11 protein-coding genes are annotated in these 13,813 nt (G+C 56.5%); all 11 read right to left on the bottom strand.

Annotation, left to right across the window (positions count from 1 at the left end):
• Positions 1-5 precede the first annotated feature (5 nt).
• Positions 6-749 carry a hypothetical protein gene (locus ACPOL_RS28150; RefSeq protein WP_114210078.1) on the bottom strand — a complete coding sequence of 248 codons (744 nt, stop codon included), beginning with the start codon at positions 747-749 and terminating at the stop codon, positions 6-8.
• Positions 746-2,542, bottom strand: a complete 1,797-nt coding sequence (locus tag ACPOL_RS28145; RefSeq protein WP_114210076.1) for a type IV secretory system conjugative DNA transfer family protein — start codon at positions 2,540-2,542, stop codon at positions 746-748. Before ACPOL_RS28145 ends, ACPOL_RS28150 begins: the two co-directional genes overlap by 4 nt.
• A complete protein-coding gene (locus ACPOL_RS28140) occupies positions 2,539-2,775 on the bottom strand; it encodes a hypothetical protein (RefSeq protein ID WP_114210075.1) in 237 nt (78 codons plus the stop codon). The genes ACPOL_RS28145 and ACPOL_RS28140 overlap by 4 nt, the downstream gene beginning before the upstream one ends.
• Position 2,776: 1 nt before the next feature.
• Entirely contained in the window at positions 2,777-3,613 is an 837-nt protein-coding gene (locus ACPOL_RS28135) for a hypothetical protein (RefSeq protein WP_114210073.1), read from the bottom strand.
• 83 nt (positions 3,614-3,696) lie between these two features.
• Positions 3,697-6,261 (bottom strand): hypothetical protein, encoded by a 2,565-nt coding sequence (locus ACPOL_RS28130; RefSeq protein ID WP_114210071.1) that lies wholly within the window; start codon positions 6,259-6,261, stop codon positions 3,697-3,699.
• A gap of 261 nt (positions 6,262-6,522) precedes the next feature.
• Positions 6,523-6,825 carry a hypothetical protein gene (locus ACPOL_RS28125; RefSeq protein ID WP_114210069.1) on the bottom strand — a complete coding sequence of 101 codons (303 nt, stop codon included), beginning with the start codon at positions 6,823-6,825 and terminating at the stop codon, positions 6,523-6,525.
• Positions 6,825-7,538, bottom strand: coding sequence for a VirB8 family type IV secretion system protein (locus tag ACPOL_RS28120; protein ID WP_114210068.1), 714 nt, complete (start codon positions 7,536-7,538; stop codon positions 6,825-6,827). Before ACPOL_RS28120 ends, ACPOL_RS28125 begins: the two co-directional genes overlap by 1 nt.
• A 43-nt stretch (positions 7,539-7,581) precedes the next feature.
• Positions 7,582-9,339 carry a type IV secretion system protein gene (locus ACPOL_RS28115; protein WP_114210066.1) on the bottom strand — a complete coding sequence of 586 codons (1,758 nt, stop codon included), beginning with the start codon at positions 9,337-9,339 and terminating at the stop codon, positions 7,582-7,584.
• A gap of 7 nt (positions 9,340-9,346) precedes the next feature.
• The gene (locus ACPOL_RS28110) at positions 9,347-10,249 is read right to left on the bottom strand and encodes a hypothetical protein (RefSeq protein WP_114210064.1); all 903 of its coding nucleotides are present in this window, start codon (positions 10,247-10,249) and stop codon (positions 9,347-9,349) included.
• A 10-nt stretch (positions 10,250-10,259) separates the two neighbouring features.
• Positions 10,260-11,111 (bottom strand): hypothetical protein, encoded by an 852-nt coding sequence (locus tag ACPOL_RS28105; protein ID WP_114210063.1) that lies wholly within the window; start codon positions 11,109-11,111, stop codon positions 10,260-10,262.
• On the bottom strand, positions 11,108-13,750 hold the full coding sequence (locus ACPOL_RS28100; protein WP_236657090.1) for a VirB4 family type IV secretion system protein: 2,643 nt from the start codon (positions 13,748-13,750) through the stop codon (positions 11,108-11,110). The genes ACPOL_RS28105 and ACPOL_RS28100 overlap by 4 nt, the downstream gene beginning before the upstream one ends.
• Positions 13,751-13,813 lie beyond the last annotated feature (63 nt).

Genomic DNA, 13,813 nt, shown 5'->3' with positions numbered 1-13,813 from the left:
TCCTCCTATGCACCCTTGAGTGTTTGGTTGCGACGCCGCTCCTGCTCTAAGTCCTGAGAGACCTGATTCAGGCGTTCTCTTAGGTTGCGTTCTGAATTGCGTAGCGCCTGGTTCTGGCCTTGGAGAAGTGTCGTCTTTTGTTGCAACTCACCGGAAGGTGCGATTCCGGTCTCTACCTGTTCTGTGTGGGACGCCGGCGACTTAGGCGCTGCCGCCTCTGATGGAACACGCGTCTTCTTCCCAGTTTGTTTCTGTGAGGGTTGTTCTGCTGCCTGAGACTCTGAAGGTTGTTCCCTATTGGGAGATGGCGTCTGATTCAGAGCGGCGTTCTTCGTTTCGACAAGCGTGTTGTACATTCCGGTGCGACGAACGATCTCCCGTCGATCGATGACCCGGCCATTCCACAGTTGGGAGATCAGGTTCGCCGCGATGATCTCGCGCTTGTCCTGGGCGCGGAGAATAAGAACAAGCGCTGTGGAGGTCGCAGCAAGGAGCGAGAGGCTGAGGACATTCGACCAGAAATAGATGTTCTGGATGGTGTAGCCCACAAGCTCACTCCGTGCATCCGCGGCGGAGTTCCCGTAGTCTTTGTTGTCCGGATTGATCTTGCCCAGGGCATAGTCAAGTACGCCCTGAGATCGTTTCGGTGCCGGCTTTGACGGTGCAGCAGGCGGGGTTGATTGTGCTGGATAAAGGGACGACGCGCTCAAGGCAAAACCAAGGATTGCGACTCGGCTGATGTTGTTCATGACTCCTCCCCTGTCCAGAAGCTCGTCAAGGTACCGGCGGTCCTGCGCCGTCCACGACGTGGTTCGTCACTGCTAAATCGCAGGTTAGCGCCCACCTCCGGATTGATCACGTCATGCATGCGCGGATAGAGCAACGACTTTATCTCTTCCGGCCGGTAGGTCATTGCTCTCCGCGCGTGGAGATGAGAGTGGAGTGTGCCCTCGCGTGGATCGACCATCAGGATTTCGAGTTGACCTACCGGCATGTTCTTGATGTGCTCTTCGCGTGCGCGAGTCTCACGGATATCGCTCTCATTGCCAGTTCCGGTCTCGGTGTATTTTTGGCTGAACACCCCGGTTCGACGCACGGCGAGGCTGCGGCGTTTGCGCAGGACCCTTGAGGAAGCTTTCAGGAACCACTGCGCCGTAGACTCGTCGGTGCCGTTCATTAGCATCTTGGTGCCGGGGGCCGAGCATACTTCCTCAGCAAAAGCCCGGCTCACATTCTCGAGCTGTGGCACAGCTTGGAAGGAGAAGAGGAAGGAGACACGAGCGCCACGAGCGGTCTGCAGGACCTGCGGAAAATCCGGGTCGGCGTACCGCGCGATCTCATCGCAGATGACGCTGAGAATCGGTTCCTGTTCAAGGTTCAGCGACAACATCTGCTGGTAGCGCTTGCCAACCATTAGCCGAATGTTCTGTAGCAGGATCTTTCCGAGTGCTTCGCTGGCTCTCTTGTTCTTATTCGAGTTCAGGGAGATGACGAGGATGAGCCCTTTGTCGACGACCTCCTCGATGGTGAGCATGTTCTGGTAGGAACCAGTAACGATGGAGAGATCATCCTCCAGGAAAGCTAACAATTCATTCAGTAGACCCTGGATCTTGGTGATTCGCTCCCTGTCCGCCAGCGACTTGCGAATCATCTTGATCGACATCTCAAGGTTCAGCCGCATCGTTAGTGAGATAGACGGAAGGTTGTCGATACGGCGCTGTGCAATCCCGATCTGCTTATTCAGTATCTCTTCGTCCAGGGCCATGACGAGCACATCACGCATGTTGAACACCTTGCCGGTGTAGTACAGGATGCGGACGAGATCGGAGAGGTACGCCTGCTGGTGTCCCGCGAAGAAATCCTCCCGCATCCCGAAAGACGAGAAGATAAAGTTCACGTGCTCTTGATAGAGCGAGTCCGGGCTGTAAAGAGGGTTGTACGACCACGATTCCTGTGGATTGGAAGGATCAATCAACCGCAGATCTTCCATCCTGCCAGCGGCTTCGATGTGGGGGAGGAGCTCCTGCACGAACGCCTGGTCGCCCTTGCCATCGAAGATGATAATGGGCATACGCCTTCCGTGGAAGGTCCGGTTGACGTCCTGCGCAATGATGCTCTGAAGCAAGGTTGTCTTACCCGCGCCGCTTCCACCTGCGATGACTCCGTGCTTGAGTCGGACAGAATCCGGCCAGAACCATGGTTCACCGTGAACGTTATAGCCGAGCAGGGTGCTTCCTTCGTAGCGAACTCGGCTGAGATTCTTCTCATCGGTATCGCCGGGAACATGTAATGCAGGATGGGGCCAAGCGTCCTCTCGTCTCTGGCGCCTGCCGAAGCAATCGGAGAGAATAAGGCCGCTACCGAAGAGCAGGATGGCTAGGTCGAGGAATAGCTCGAGGCACTGAGTGTTGCGAAGATGCAGGCGAAAGACGCCGACATACCAGAGGATGGCGACGAGAGCGGAGCCTCCAAGGACGATAATGCCGGCAGCATCCTCGCCGGCACGGGGTGCTGGCCGGCGGTCGTCATATATCGCGCTCACCGCCGTGCTCCAACGCTGAAGTAGACGAAGGCCGCGATAAGCAACAGGACCACGACACTTGCGACGACGAGGGGCGTGCTCGGACGCATTCTTCCCGTCTCCGCGATTGGCTTGATCGGATCAGATACTCCTCTGCGAAGGACCTCTGCGAGGTTGATTTCGCCATCGGAGCGATAGACCCGGCGTAGCATCTCCCGGGCCTCCACCGAGGTGATGAGACGGTCCGTTGCCATCTCAGATCACCACGGTCTCGACAAGAGCTCCGGACGCAGAGGAGCCGAAGTTCAACTGGTAAATTTCTGGTGTTGTGGCGGCGGACCTGTGGACCAGGACATACCCGCTCGTCGAGGCGCCTGGCGAAACATCCGTCTGTGCTGACTCTCCTGTAACCGTTGTTGCTGTCCAGTCAGGTTTAGCCTTGAAGCCGCTGAGAGTCTGTGGGGAAATCTGGTGATTTCGAAGGGCAAGAAGCGAGATCGGAGTCTGCGAGGGTAAGAGGCGGGCGATCGACGGCGTGGTCACCCGAAAGGGTGTGGTCGAATGGTTGACGATCTCGTACTGGAGAAATGTTCCTTCGCCCGTATGCAGTACGTGAAGAACAGTGACCGATACTTCTGTGGGGGATAGCTTCAGCGGCTGCTCCGCGACGATATTCTGGGCCCCAAGCATCGCCTGCGACGTGGCCGCTGCTGCGATCTCTTGCCGCTCTTTCGCAAAAGACGCATCCGCGGCGGCGCGAGGGGATGCAGGAAGATTCCGCACCAGCACATTCATTTTCGCCACATCTCCCGGTGCGTCGAGTTCATAGGCGACTTGGCGGGACGCGGTCCATAGGATTAGGTTGGTCGTGGCGCTTTCTTTGAGCGGTTGCAGAAGAACTTTGTCTCCCGCACGTTCGATCTGGAATGACTCCAGATCCGCCGCGGCGATGAACTGGATCGGTTCGCCGAGATCGATCGCCGTGAGGTGATGCAGTGCCGTGTGGATGTGGGGAAGGTCCTGAAAGTTGATGTTCTGCGCCTTCGCGGTGAGCGCGAATAGCACGATGGCAGGAAGCCAGAAACGGTTCATAATATCCTCCGTGCGCCCGTTCGAGGCGACAGAATCTCCGGCGAGAGGAGGCGCAGACGAAAGCCGCACCTCCTCCAGCAGGGTTAAGAGCGATCTCCCCGAAACGGAGAGATTCTCGTGTCTTCGAAGACAAGGTCGCGTTTCCCCGCGTACTGAAAGAGGAAGATCGCTTTCTTGGTGTCTTCGGCCCCCGCGTTGGGGATCACTTCGATGAGATACGCTCGCTGTTCGTCATCAAACTCGACGTAGCCATCGATCGTCTTTGGCTTCCGGACCGGGACGCTTTCGCCTCCGGTCTGCACTGCGAAAGCATCGACTATTTCCTGCGGGAAGGTATGGAAGAGAGCTGCACCGGTGCCTTTGCCGCTGGTGACGACATGTGCCATCGCCTGTGCCCAAGCTGCCCGGTTATCGGGCTTGCCCTCAGCCCAGAAGTGCATGAACAAGTTGAGCGAACGGAACTGCTTCTTCGCCTCCTGCTCAGACTCCCAGACCGCCGCTTGTGCCTTGTTACGGGCAAGCACGGCTGACTTTCGTACTTCCTTGTCCTGTCCCTGCCGTACTGCCTCCCAAAACGCCTGCGCATTGTTCAACTCCAAACGGAGTTTCCCTTCGCGTTCGGCTATGCGAGAAGCAATATCGCCAAAGATGTTGTTGACCAGTTCGCACTCCTTGAACATCTCCTTGCTGACCGAGTGGCCAGTAAAGAGCCCACGGAAGTCTTCCATGGCCATTTTTTCCTGTTCGAGGTCACCCAGTTCTTTCCGCACCACGTTGTACATCCGGCCCACCTTATCGGTGTCGACGACTTCGAGGTGCATGGGCATGTCCGTAACCCGGCGCTCGCGTTTGTAGCGAAGCCAGGGTGCCGAATTGACCTCCTTACGGATTTCGCGCACGACTTCCTCATCCACGGATACCTTGTGCTTGAGAGAATCGAGCGCGTTTTGCAGTTGAATGACCAGTTGGTAAGCGAGGTCAATCCTGCCGGCTGCCACGCACGAGGTCTTCAGATCCGTGATCGAACCGATCTTGTTTCCACGTGCCTTCATGGCGACCAGATGTACGTTCCACCATTGGGAGCGGGCCTTCGTCTTCGTCTTCTCCGGATTGGTGAAGTGTTCCCCATACGCAATCCGTCCCTGAACGAACTTCGGGAACTGATCGGATGGAATGGCGCAGATCGTGTCATAGTCGAAATCCCCACCGTTCTTCGCCGCCGTCTCCGAATGCAGAATGTATGTTCCATTCATCCGGAGCTGTGTGCGCAGAATGTGGTGAATTACGCCTTCGGGTAATTCCGATGTGCCAAGTGCTTCTGTGAGACGAGGTACAAGTTCGCCATCCAAAAGATGACGAACAGGCAGTAGATCTTCCTGCATCCGTATGGGATATCGGACGCACAGACTCTGCTCCGAGGTGAGGGAGGTGATGGCGGCGTCCTTTGGAATCCAGTCGGACGCGAAGAGAATCTTCCCTCCATGCTCAACCAGAACTCCGTCATCGACCAATGCGAACGCAGGAAGACGGAGTGTCCCTCCTGTCATTGCGCGAAAGGCCCAGCGTGCCAGCTTTCGATTCAACTGGTTGGCAACGAACGGAATGCGGATCGCACTGCCGCTCTTGTCTGCCAGAAGAACTGCTTCTGACGGGTCACATCCTTCCTGAGGAGTTGCTACTGCCGTTTCGTCGAAGCTGTCTGTATCGAAGCTGTCGTCGAAACCAATCTCCTCTTCCTCGTTCCGTCCCAACAATTTGAGAAGAGCGGCATAATCCCCGTCCTCCCATGCTTTACGTACCTGCCGAACTTCCTCGATAGTTGGAGGAATGATCTCGGTACGAAGAGCCTCTTCCGAAGCATTTTCGACCAGCGTGTAACTTGAGCCGTAGAAGGTCTTCCGGGAGTATTGCTTAATTCCAAGAATGACCGGACCCTGGACGAGTCTTCCGGTGGTCTTCGCTTGCGGGATAAATTTGCCTGATCCCTTAAGCTCGGGCTTGCAGGAGCTTTCGGGCAGAATGATATCGACACCTAGCTTTTCAGCTACGCGATCGCTCATTGCCTTGAGAGCACCCTTCGCCTGCTTCGGTTCGCGTGCATCGAATGCCAGTCGAAACTGGGCGAATCGATCCTGGGGAAGTTGTAGCTTCCGGTACAGGGACTCGCGAAGCCATCCGCGGCAATCGTTAGTGCCAAGGATATGATCCTTGACGACAAGGACTGTCAGGTCTGGCTCCTCGATTACGGTCTTGCAGTCAGAGATGAGGATGGAAAAGTACACCATCGCAGCCTCTGGCCAATGCTGAAAGCGCTCAGCAATGTCCTTAGCGTGATTGGTATCGACGAAGTAGAAACGTCCGTCCTTCGCCGCACCACTTGCGCCTGCAAGTTTGTAGTGCACTCCCTGATAAACCAGGTTTGCCATCCGGCTTTCCACCAATGATTGCTCATAGGCGTCGAGTTCGGTTGGAACACTCACGCGTGCGACCTTGATCCCTGGATAGATCTGCAGGAGGAGCGTGCCCTCGAGCGTGTCTTTCCGGTTGAGTTCCGATTCCTTGCGTGTGACAAGGCCAAACGCATCAATCGAAAGCTCCAGGATGAGCTTCGAGTGATCCGTCACGGATTGGGTCATGTTCGCTGTCATCGTTTCTCCTCACTGTCTGGCGCTCCAGATGAGTGATTGAGAGCTCGCTGTCCCGAGTTCGTCTCACTTATGCCTGGTGCCCGTGTTAGGGGTGGTTTGATAACCGAACCAGGCCTCAGTGATCGAGTCCGGGTCAGCATGGAATTCCTCATCGCCTCGCGATAAGGGTTCAAGAGAGGCTGACAGTGGCCTGTAGCAGGGTTGTCTTCTCTTTGAATGTCGTTATGCTGACCGCTAAATCTTGTGTACTGAAAGTTGCCGCTACTTCGCGAGCGGGCGCTTCACCAATACCGGAGTTCCTCCTTGAATCTCTGCTTCCGCGCGGAAGGCGCTCACCACGTAGATGACGCCGGCCTTTTGCTGAAACGCTTTGATCAGTGCATCGCTCTCCGTCGGCGCTTCCTCGCCCAGCTCAGGCTTCTGAGGCGACGAGCCTTCCTTCGCCAAAAAGAACCGGGCGATCCCCTCTGAGCCGCGCGGCTTCCGGCCTTTTCGGGCGTTCGTCGTCACGGGAATTTGTTGTGGTGACTGTAGCGCGACCGTCTTTTGCTGGACTGCTTCCATCAGCGTCCCTCCTCACTCGTTTCCGTCTGGTCCGAAGCCGACAGGACCGCATTCCTCCGTTCACCATCGATCGGGTGCTCGCTGTATTCCGCGATCCAAAGACCATCCGGATTGAGGTCACTGCGTCTGTCCGCGACCAGCCGAACCCTATATTCGTTTACAAAGTGATCTGTGACTTCGCTCCCCTTGGTAAGGTGGTGGACATCCTTCACCCCGTAGATCAGATAGGTCAAAGGTTCGCTAGCAACAGGGGCGATCTCGCGGAGATGAAATACCGACTGAATCTGGTCGTCGTCGATCTTGCCGCGCACATTGTTGTCCGACATGGCCTTGATCGTGGCGCCGCGCAGATTACGCGTCATCCGATTCAAGGCTGCCGCCCAATGATCGTCTACGTTGGTCGGACTGTAGTTGAGGTAGTCCGTAAGGAATCGTTTGACGAAGACCTCCGTCAGGTAAGGATCGCCGGCGGAGCTGGTCGTAACGGGAGACGATTGCCCCAGAACGGAGGGCTCGCCGTTGACTCCGATACGGATAACCGTAGGAGGCTTCAGGCGAACCGCTATGGCAAAAACCAGTGCAATAATGGCGAGACCAGCCATGAGAAAAGCGAGCAGCCACGCTCGGTTGGCATTGGCAAGGCGCGCACCGTCCATCTCGTAATACTTCGGGCGAGCACCCAGCTCGTTCGTTATCTCTTTTGTACCGGACATAACCGTTCTCCTTCTCCCATACGAAGTCCACGCGGATCCGTTGTTATTTGGGACTTTCTTCAGAGTGTGTCTTCTCGTACGCCTCTGAGAAGTTTGCACTTACAGCCTTGACGCTTTGACGAATCGTGGAAGCAGCGTCTGCGACAGCGGTAGTCGCCGCGCTACTCGCGGCCTGCACACCCCCTCCTGCCGTCTCCCGGGGATGCGTCACAGCGCTTGCGACCTTTGCTGCAACAGTCGCTGCCTTTCCAGCAACGCTCGTCGCGGCCCCTGCGGTTTGCTCCCCTTTGGCGCCGAATTTACCGGCCGTTTCAACCGGGTTGGCAATTGCACCGACTACTCTCTGAGCGACTCCTCCAGCGCTTCGAGCTCCACCCATCGCGGCCTGTGTTGCGAGACGGGCACCATGGTATGCACCCCATGTCGCTAAACCATGCGAACGCGTCAGTGCCGGGGTGGGGCCGCTTGGCCTTCTCGAAGAAGGGTTCGGCGATGCACCATCTCGTTGGGTCGAAATAGTACCACTCTGCGAGGACCTCTCTTTACTAATTTCGCCAGCAAGACTGGTGGACGACTGTGCGCCAGTTGAAGAAGGGTCGTCTTCGCCCTTCCACAGCCTAGGCGTCGGATCAACCGCAGATTCGAGACCACCCCGGATGCTATCCGCTACAGCCTCGCCTCGAGTCGGCGATGCGCTCTCCGATGCTGTCAAAGCTGCATGGCCGTTTATATTTGCAGGTTGGTTTGGCTGTGCCCGCTGGGCGGCAGCAGGCTGATTTGATCCGGTCCCAACGCGGGAGTTTCCCGCAGCGGAGCTACTTCCACTCGCAGCCTTTCCTCCGCCTGTGGCGGCCTCTCCAACCGAGTTTGTTATACCCGCAGCTACACCCTCCTCTGCCGCGATACCTGCGGTCAAGGCAGTGGTGGCGGCTCCGAGCAATGTTCCGGCAGTTGCACCTACTTCACCGCTCACAATCCTCTTCGCAATGAATGGGATCACCGCAATAGCAAGTGAGTAGATGATGCTTGCCGCGCCGATCAGGAACGACCCCTCGAGATTCCCCAGCCCCCCGAGAAAGTTGTTCTGGCTGAGCATCTGTCCGACTTGGCCCATTTGGACTGCGCTCAGCAGCGCGCCGAAACCCCCATACAAGATTGGCCACGCATTCCAGATGAAGACATTTTCGACATACGCCTTGGCAAGCCTGTTGGTTGCTCCGAGCGGCATGAAGGCGATCACGATCGGACCGAAGATATACAGGACCGACCCATAAAATATGTAGAAGAATCCGAAGATCGCGATGACGAATGGATAGAGGATATAGGCTACAAGAATCAATAGGCCGTCGATTAGACCAGCCATTGAGCCCGTGACCAGACCCCACATCTGCTGGGCTCCATCCTGGCTGTATTGGGTGCTGATGTCGTTCTTCCAATTGTCCAGGAGATTGCCGACCCCTGTAGCGTTCCCGATCCAATTGCCGGCGTTGACGAAGCCCTGGTTGACCGTGGTGAACACGGCACTGTAGTTCATGACGACGATTGCGGTGACGACATACTTGATAAGGCTGACGCAGAGCCCGCGGACATCGCCGCCATGCAGAGCAGCCTGGTACACCTGCCAAAGGAACCCGATCAGTAGGACCACATAGGCAATGTTTTGCATCCCCGATGTGATACTGGTCGAATTAATCCCTGAAATGGCCTGAGTCAGGAAGCTCTCAAACAAATTCAACTGCGTTCCTTGAAAGAATGCGAGAGTCGCGATGCCGGAATGAACTTGAATGATCGAAGACATCATGATGACTTCACCTGTTGGTCAGTGTTCCGGTGACGACGCCGTTATGGTTTGTGCTGTCTGATGTCGCGAGCTTCGCGATCCCGCTCTGGTTGGCAAGGTCGACGCCGCGCGTTCTCATCAACTCGGCAAGGGCCTCTTGGGTGTAGGCATTGGCGCGCACAACCCACACATCCGCCTCCGCCTCGATGATCGGAGCGCTCCCAGGAGCGGCCTGTTTGATCTGCTGGCCCATCTGGGTCGCCTCCGTCAATTCGCTCTCAGCGAGATTGTCAATTTGGAGGGCTCGCTTCATCGCATCCTGGGCCTGGGTGTCCGTCATATCAGTCATCGTTCGCACCTGGGGGGACGCGGTGTTTTGAGCCATTACCACGCCGTATACGGATTGATATTGGGAAGAGATGGCCGGTACGTTGTTGGCATTACGGGAGAGCAAGGTTGTCTCGAAGCTCTGCGACTGAGGCAATGTGGCACTCGACACGTTCACGTGGAACATGTTGTTGAGGTTGGTGAATTGACTCTCGAACTGCATCACCGCACTTTTGGCCTGATTGATCGCGGTAAGTGGATACATCACCTTCTGTTCGTAACTTGCAATACTCTGCTCGGATTGATTGATGGTCTTGAGCGGTGCCGCCATGTAGGTGCTCATGAGCGACTGCATCTTTTGCAGAGCTGCGATGATCGCGGCGGTGTCGATGCCAAATTGTCCACTTGCACGCTGCGGCAGGATGATCAAAAGGCCGAAAGCTACCACCAACGCCTTTAGTAGAGTCGGGCGGTACCAACTGTGCTGAAGGATGGTCTCCTCGAAACTGGAAGCCCTCTTAGCGGCTTCCGGAGTTAGGTGCTCCCGACGACCCGAAAAGAATGGCTTTGGCCGCTTCGTTAGGTTCTTCTTCAAATCCGTCATATTTAGCTCCTCAGTGATTGGTGAGTGCTCCGGTGACCATACTGTTGACGCTCCCCGATGCGTTCGTCCTGCTCTTCACAAGAGCGTTATCGTGAGCGATCCGTCCAGCTTCCTGACGTAGTTGAGCTGCCAGCATCTTTTGCATGTAGGCCTGGCACCGTAGATTGACTATTTGGGCTTCAGCAGTCAGATATGGGTTTGAGCCGGGCGTGCTGGTGGCGACCTCGTTCTCCATAACATTCGCGGCCTGCAGGGTGACGTCCTGGGCCTGATCTGCAATGAGCGTGGTCTTTAGATTTTGCTGGCTCAGCGCGTCATCCATGTCCATCATCACGCGGTCCTGGGGCCTCGCAGCATTCGCCTGGGGAACCGTTCCATAGTTCGTTGTAAAGCTTGTCTGCAGGGACGGAATTTGCGTTGACAGACGACTGCGCAGAAGGGTTTCAAACTGCTGCGGTCCCGGAAGAACCGCACTGCTGAACTTTGTTGTGAAGATCTGGTTCATCTGATTGCGGTACGTATTGATAGAGTTCGATACGAATCCGCGCGCCTGATTCAGAGCGGCCAGCGGCCACATTGTGGTTTGGTAGAGCTGCTGGACCTGCTGCTTGATTTGGTTGATCGCCTTGAGCGCGCCACCCATGTCCGTCTGGATCGAACTGAAGATGGAGTCAAAGACACTGAGGAATTGTCCATGCGCCAGTCGTGGCGCCAAGCAACCCGATTCCACAAGAAGAATGGCAACCATGAGTCTGTGTTTCCAACGAGAACGACGAGCATGCGAGTTAGCAATTGTCGGTGGATTGCTTGGTTTGCCATTGTCGAGGAGCGGAACCGTATTGGAGTTGGTGTCGTAGCTCATTGTGCCGAGACCTCCTGCATCTCTCCGGACAGTTCCACCGCCAAAGGTCCAACCGAGGCCAATCCACGCGGATACTGCACCGCAAGCGCCTCATATGCCTCGATGAGCGGGAGCTGCCGATGCTTGCCAAGCCACCACTTTCGGAAGTGCCGTTCCCGCGCGTAGGTCGTGGTAAGCCAGTAGTCGACTGCGCTCGGAACAATCCGGATGGCGTGCGTGGACTCCGCCTTCTCGCCCACCGCAATAAGGAACTCTGCACTATGTCCCTTCTTGGGATGAGCAAATGTTTTGATCTGATTGAGGGCCGTCTCATTCAGGTGGACATGATCACGGAGGGCTGTCATGTCACCCGGCTGCTTGCCGATGATCTTGGTCGTGGCGTTCTTGACGATGCCGGCGCCGTGCTCGTTCGGCCGATCCGGCGTACCTACGAAATCTTCCGGCGTCTGGCTGATGCCCCAAACACTGGCATTGCGCTTACGAGCAGTGCGAAAGAGTTGAACGACGACGCTGGCGAGGATGGGCGACTCCAGCAGCGCCCAGCATTCATCGAGCAGCACAATGCTCGGTTGCCCCGTAGATCCCGAAGCGCGATACGTGGCCGTATGAGCAATGAGCAGACTCATGGCCCGTTCGAGGCGAGGGTCGTCCTTCAACTTCTCCACGTTGAAATAGAGCCATGGATTGTTCAAGTGAACTGTTGTCGTTCGATCGAAGAGCCGCGCATAGGGTCCTTCGTCCACCCAGGCGCGCAGTTTCGTTGAAGCCATCTGGGCCATCGCGTTGATCTTCTGGTTGCGATCGCGGTCCTGCCAATGCGCCAGCTCCGCCGCAAGATCTCCAAAAAGCGGCACCGGGTTCGAAGTCTTCGCACTGCAGCGCTTATAGGTGGAGGCAATCGCTTCGAGCAGGACGCTGTCGAGCAGGTCAATGTCCATGTCGGGAGGCGTGTTCTCACCAAGCATGTGGCGAGTCAGGTTCTTCAAAAACGAAATCTGATCGTTAGACGGCTTGATCTCTCCTCTCGGCAGGTCCCATGGATTGATTGTCTGATCGCTGTCGAGGGACATCTCGATCATCTCTCCGCCCATCAGTTCAACCAGCGGTTGATACGAATCGCCACGTTCCAGGATGGAGATAAGGGGATTGCCCCGAGCCGCCATCAACAGCATCTGTTGTGCGGCGAGTGTCTTCCCTCCGCCACTCTTGGCCATCAGGAGGCCATTCGCGTCTGAGAGGTCCGGATCGAACATAGAGAACGGAATTAGCTGCCGATAGGGTGTCTCAAACAGGATGAGAGGGCTCCGGCGGGTGCCTGTCCACGGCATCTCTACGGGGACGAGATCGGCAACATTAGACGTGAGCATGTCCTGATCCCGCTTGTCAGGCTCGGCCATACCGGGCAGTGTCCCGAGAAAGATGCGTCGCTTCGCAATGGACTCCATCACCGCCTTCGCACCGTTCATATGCGTAAAAGCGTTCAGGACCTCCTGCGTACGATTGGCGAGCTCACGCTCCGAACGTTCCAGATCGCCGAGGGTGACTGCCTGCTGCGAGGTCCGCACCACCACCGACAGGCTCAGCTTCGCAGTCTTGAGAGAAGAAGAGATGATGTCGCGCTGGATTTGAATGAGCTGGGCCTGCGCGACCTCTGCTTCAGGATTCGATTTGAAGTTGCCGTTCGCGTCCTTCTGCGCGGCGGTCATCTTCTGCAGGCGCTTCTTATAACCCTTGAGAACCTTGACCTGATCAGGGATGACAACCTGTCCGCTGATGACTACGGGAAAGCCGAGCGTGGAGAAGTTCTGCAGCATCCCCGGGAATGTGGCATCGGGAAGCTCTTTCAGGCTCACGACGGAATATAGGTAGCCATCGATATTGAGGTAGCTCTCTGTCTCATTGAGGATGCTCGACTGAGTTGCCTGCTCACGTGCGCTGCGATAGTCAAGCAACTCTTCGCCTGGCACATAGGGGCGGCGGTCGCGGCGGGACGGATGCTGGGAGTGCTTGAGTTCCTCGAACAACTCCTGAGTGGATAGTCTCCGGGGACCCAGATTCGTCGCCTCCATCGACCCCTCGATCCCGCGGAGAATTGACTCAAACTCGGCAAGATAGGTCTCATGCTCACGACGCGTTCGTTGGATCGCCTTCTTTTGGCTCACCGTGAAGCCACCAAGCTTCCGGTTTTGCTGCGCCGAGTGGTAGAGCTTAGCGTGGATACGCGGGTCCCACACAAGATAGATATGGAGGTGATTCTCGAAGTAGAAGCCGTTATGCTCCTTCTCCATCCACATCCTCATTCGATGTGCGTCGAGCGCCATAACCTCGGGCTGTTGGCTCCGCTGCTGCTGGACGTAGCTGTCGAGGAGATCTCCCAAATGTTCGGAGATCTCATACCGAAACTGGAGCCGCATGCTGACGTCGGGAATGCTGCGAAAGAGAGCCTCGAGCATGGACTTGGTCTGGTTTCGATCCTCGTCGGTGGCAAAGTAGGCCAGGATGCCGCGTAGTTCGTAGCCGGCGACAAAAGCCCCGTTTGTCCGCACCATGACGTTGTCTCCGGCAGGAAGGCCGCGCAGGGGCAGCAGTTCGCAAACAGCCGGAGACTTGAGACTCTTCTCGTGTTGCTTGTAGGTCATTGGCATGTTTTTGATCCTCCTTGCGGCGTGGGTGGTGCCACGTCTCGCAACCCTTCTTCTGCA

It is taken from the genome of Acidisarcina polymorpha (assembly GCF_003330725.1).
GTDB classification, from domain to species: domain Bacteria; phylum Acidobacteriota; class Terriglobia; order Terriglobales; family Acidobacteriaceae; genus Acidisarcina; species Acidisarcina polymorpha.
The sequence above is the reverse complement of the archived record's forward strand: the minus strand, read 5'-3'. Positions and strand labels throughout refer to the sequence as shown.

Bases quoted from the DNA above. Each gene is read 5' to 3' on its own strand.
- ACPOL_RS28150 (WP_114210078.1), bottom strand. From the start codon at position 749: ATGAACAACATCAGCCGAGTCGCAATCCTTGGTTTTGCCTTGAGCGCG.
- ACPOL_RS28140 (WP_114210075.1), bottom strand. From the start codon at position 2,775: ATGGCAACGGACCGTCTCATCACCTCGGTGGAGGCCCGGGAGATGCTA.
- ACPOL_RS28135 (WP_114210073.1), bottom strand. From the start codon at position 3,613: ATGAACCGTTTCTGGCTTCCTGCCATCGTGCTATTCGCGCTCACCGCG.
- ACPOL_RS28130 (WP_114210071.1), bottom strand. From the start codon at position 6,261: ATGACAGCGAACATGACCCAATCCGTGACGGATCACTCGAAGCTCATC.
- ACPOL_RS28125 (WP_114210069.1), bottom strand. From the start codon at position 6,825: ATGGAAGCAGTCCAGCAAAAGACGGTCGCGCTACAGTCACCACAACAA.
- ACPOL_RS28120 (WP_114210068.1), bottom strand. From the start codon at position 7,538: ATGTCCGGTACAAAAGAGATAACGAACGAGCTGGGTGCTCGCCCGAAG.
- ACPOL_RS28115 (WP_114210066.1), bottom strand. From the start codon at position 9,339: ATGATGTCTTCGATCATTCAAGTTCATTCCGGCATCGCGACTCTCGCA.
- ACPOL_RS28110 (WP_114210064.1), bottom strand. From the start codon at position 10,249: ATGACGGATTTGAAGAAGAACCTAACGAAGCGGCCAAAGCCATTCTTT.
- ACPOL_RS28105 (WP_114210063.1), bottom strand. From the start codon at position 11,111: ATGAGCTACGACACCAACTCCAATACGGTTCCGCTCCTCGACAATGGC.
- ACPOL_RS28100 (WP_236657090.1), bottom strand. From the start codon at position 13,750: ATGACCTACAAGCAACACGAGAAGAGTCTCAAGTCTCCGGCTGTTTGC.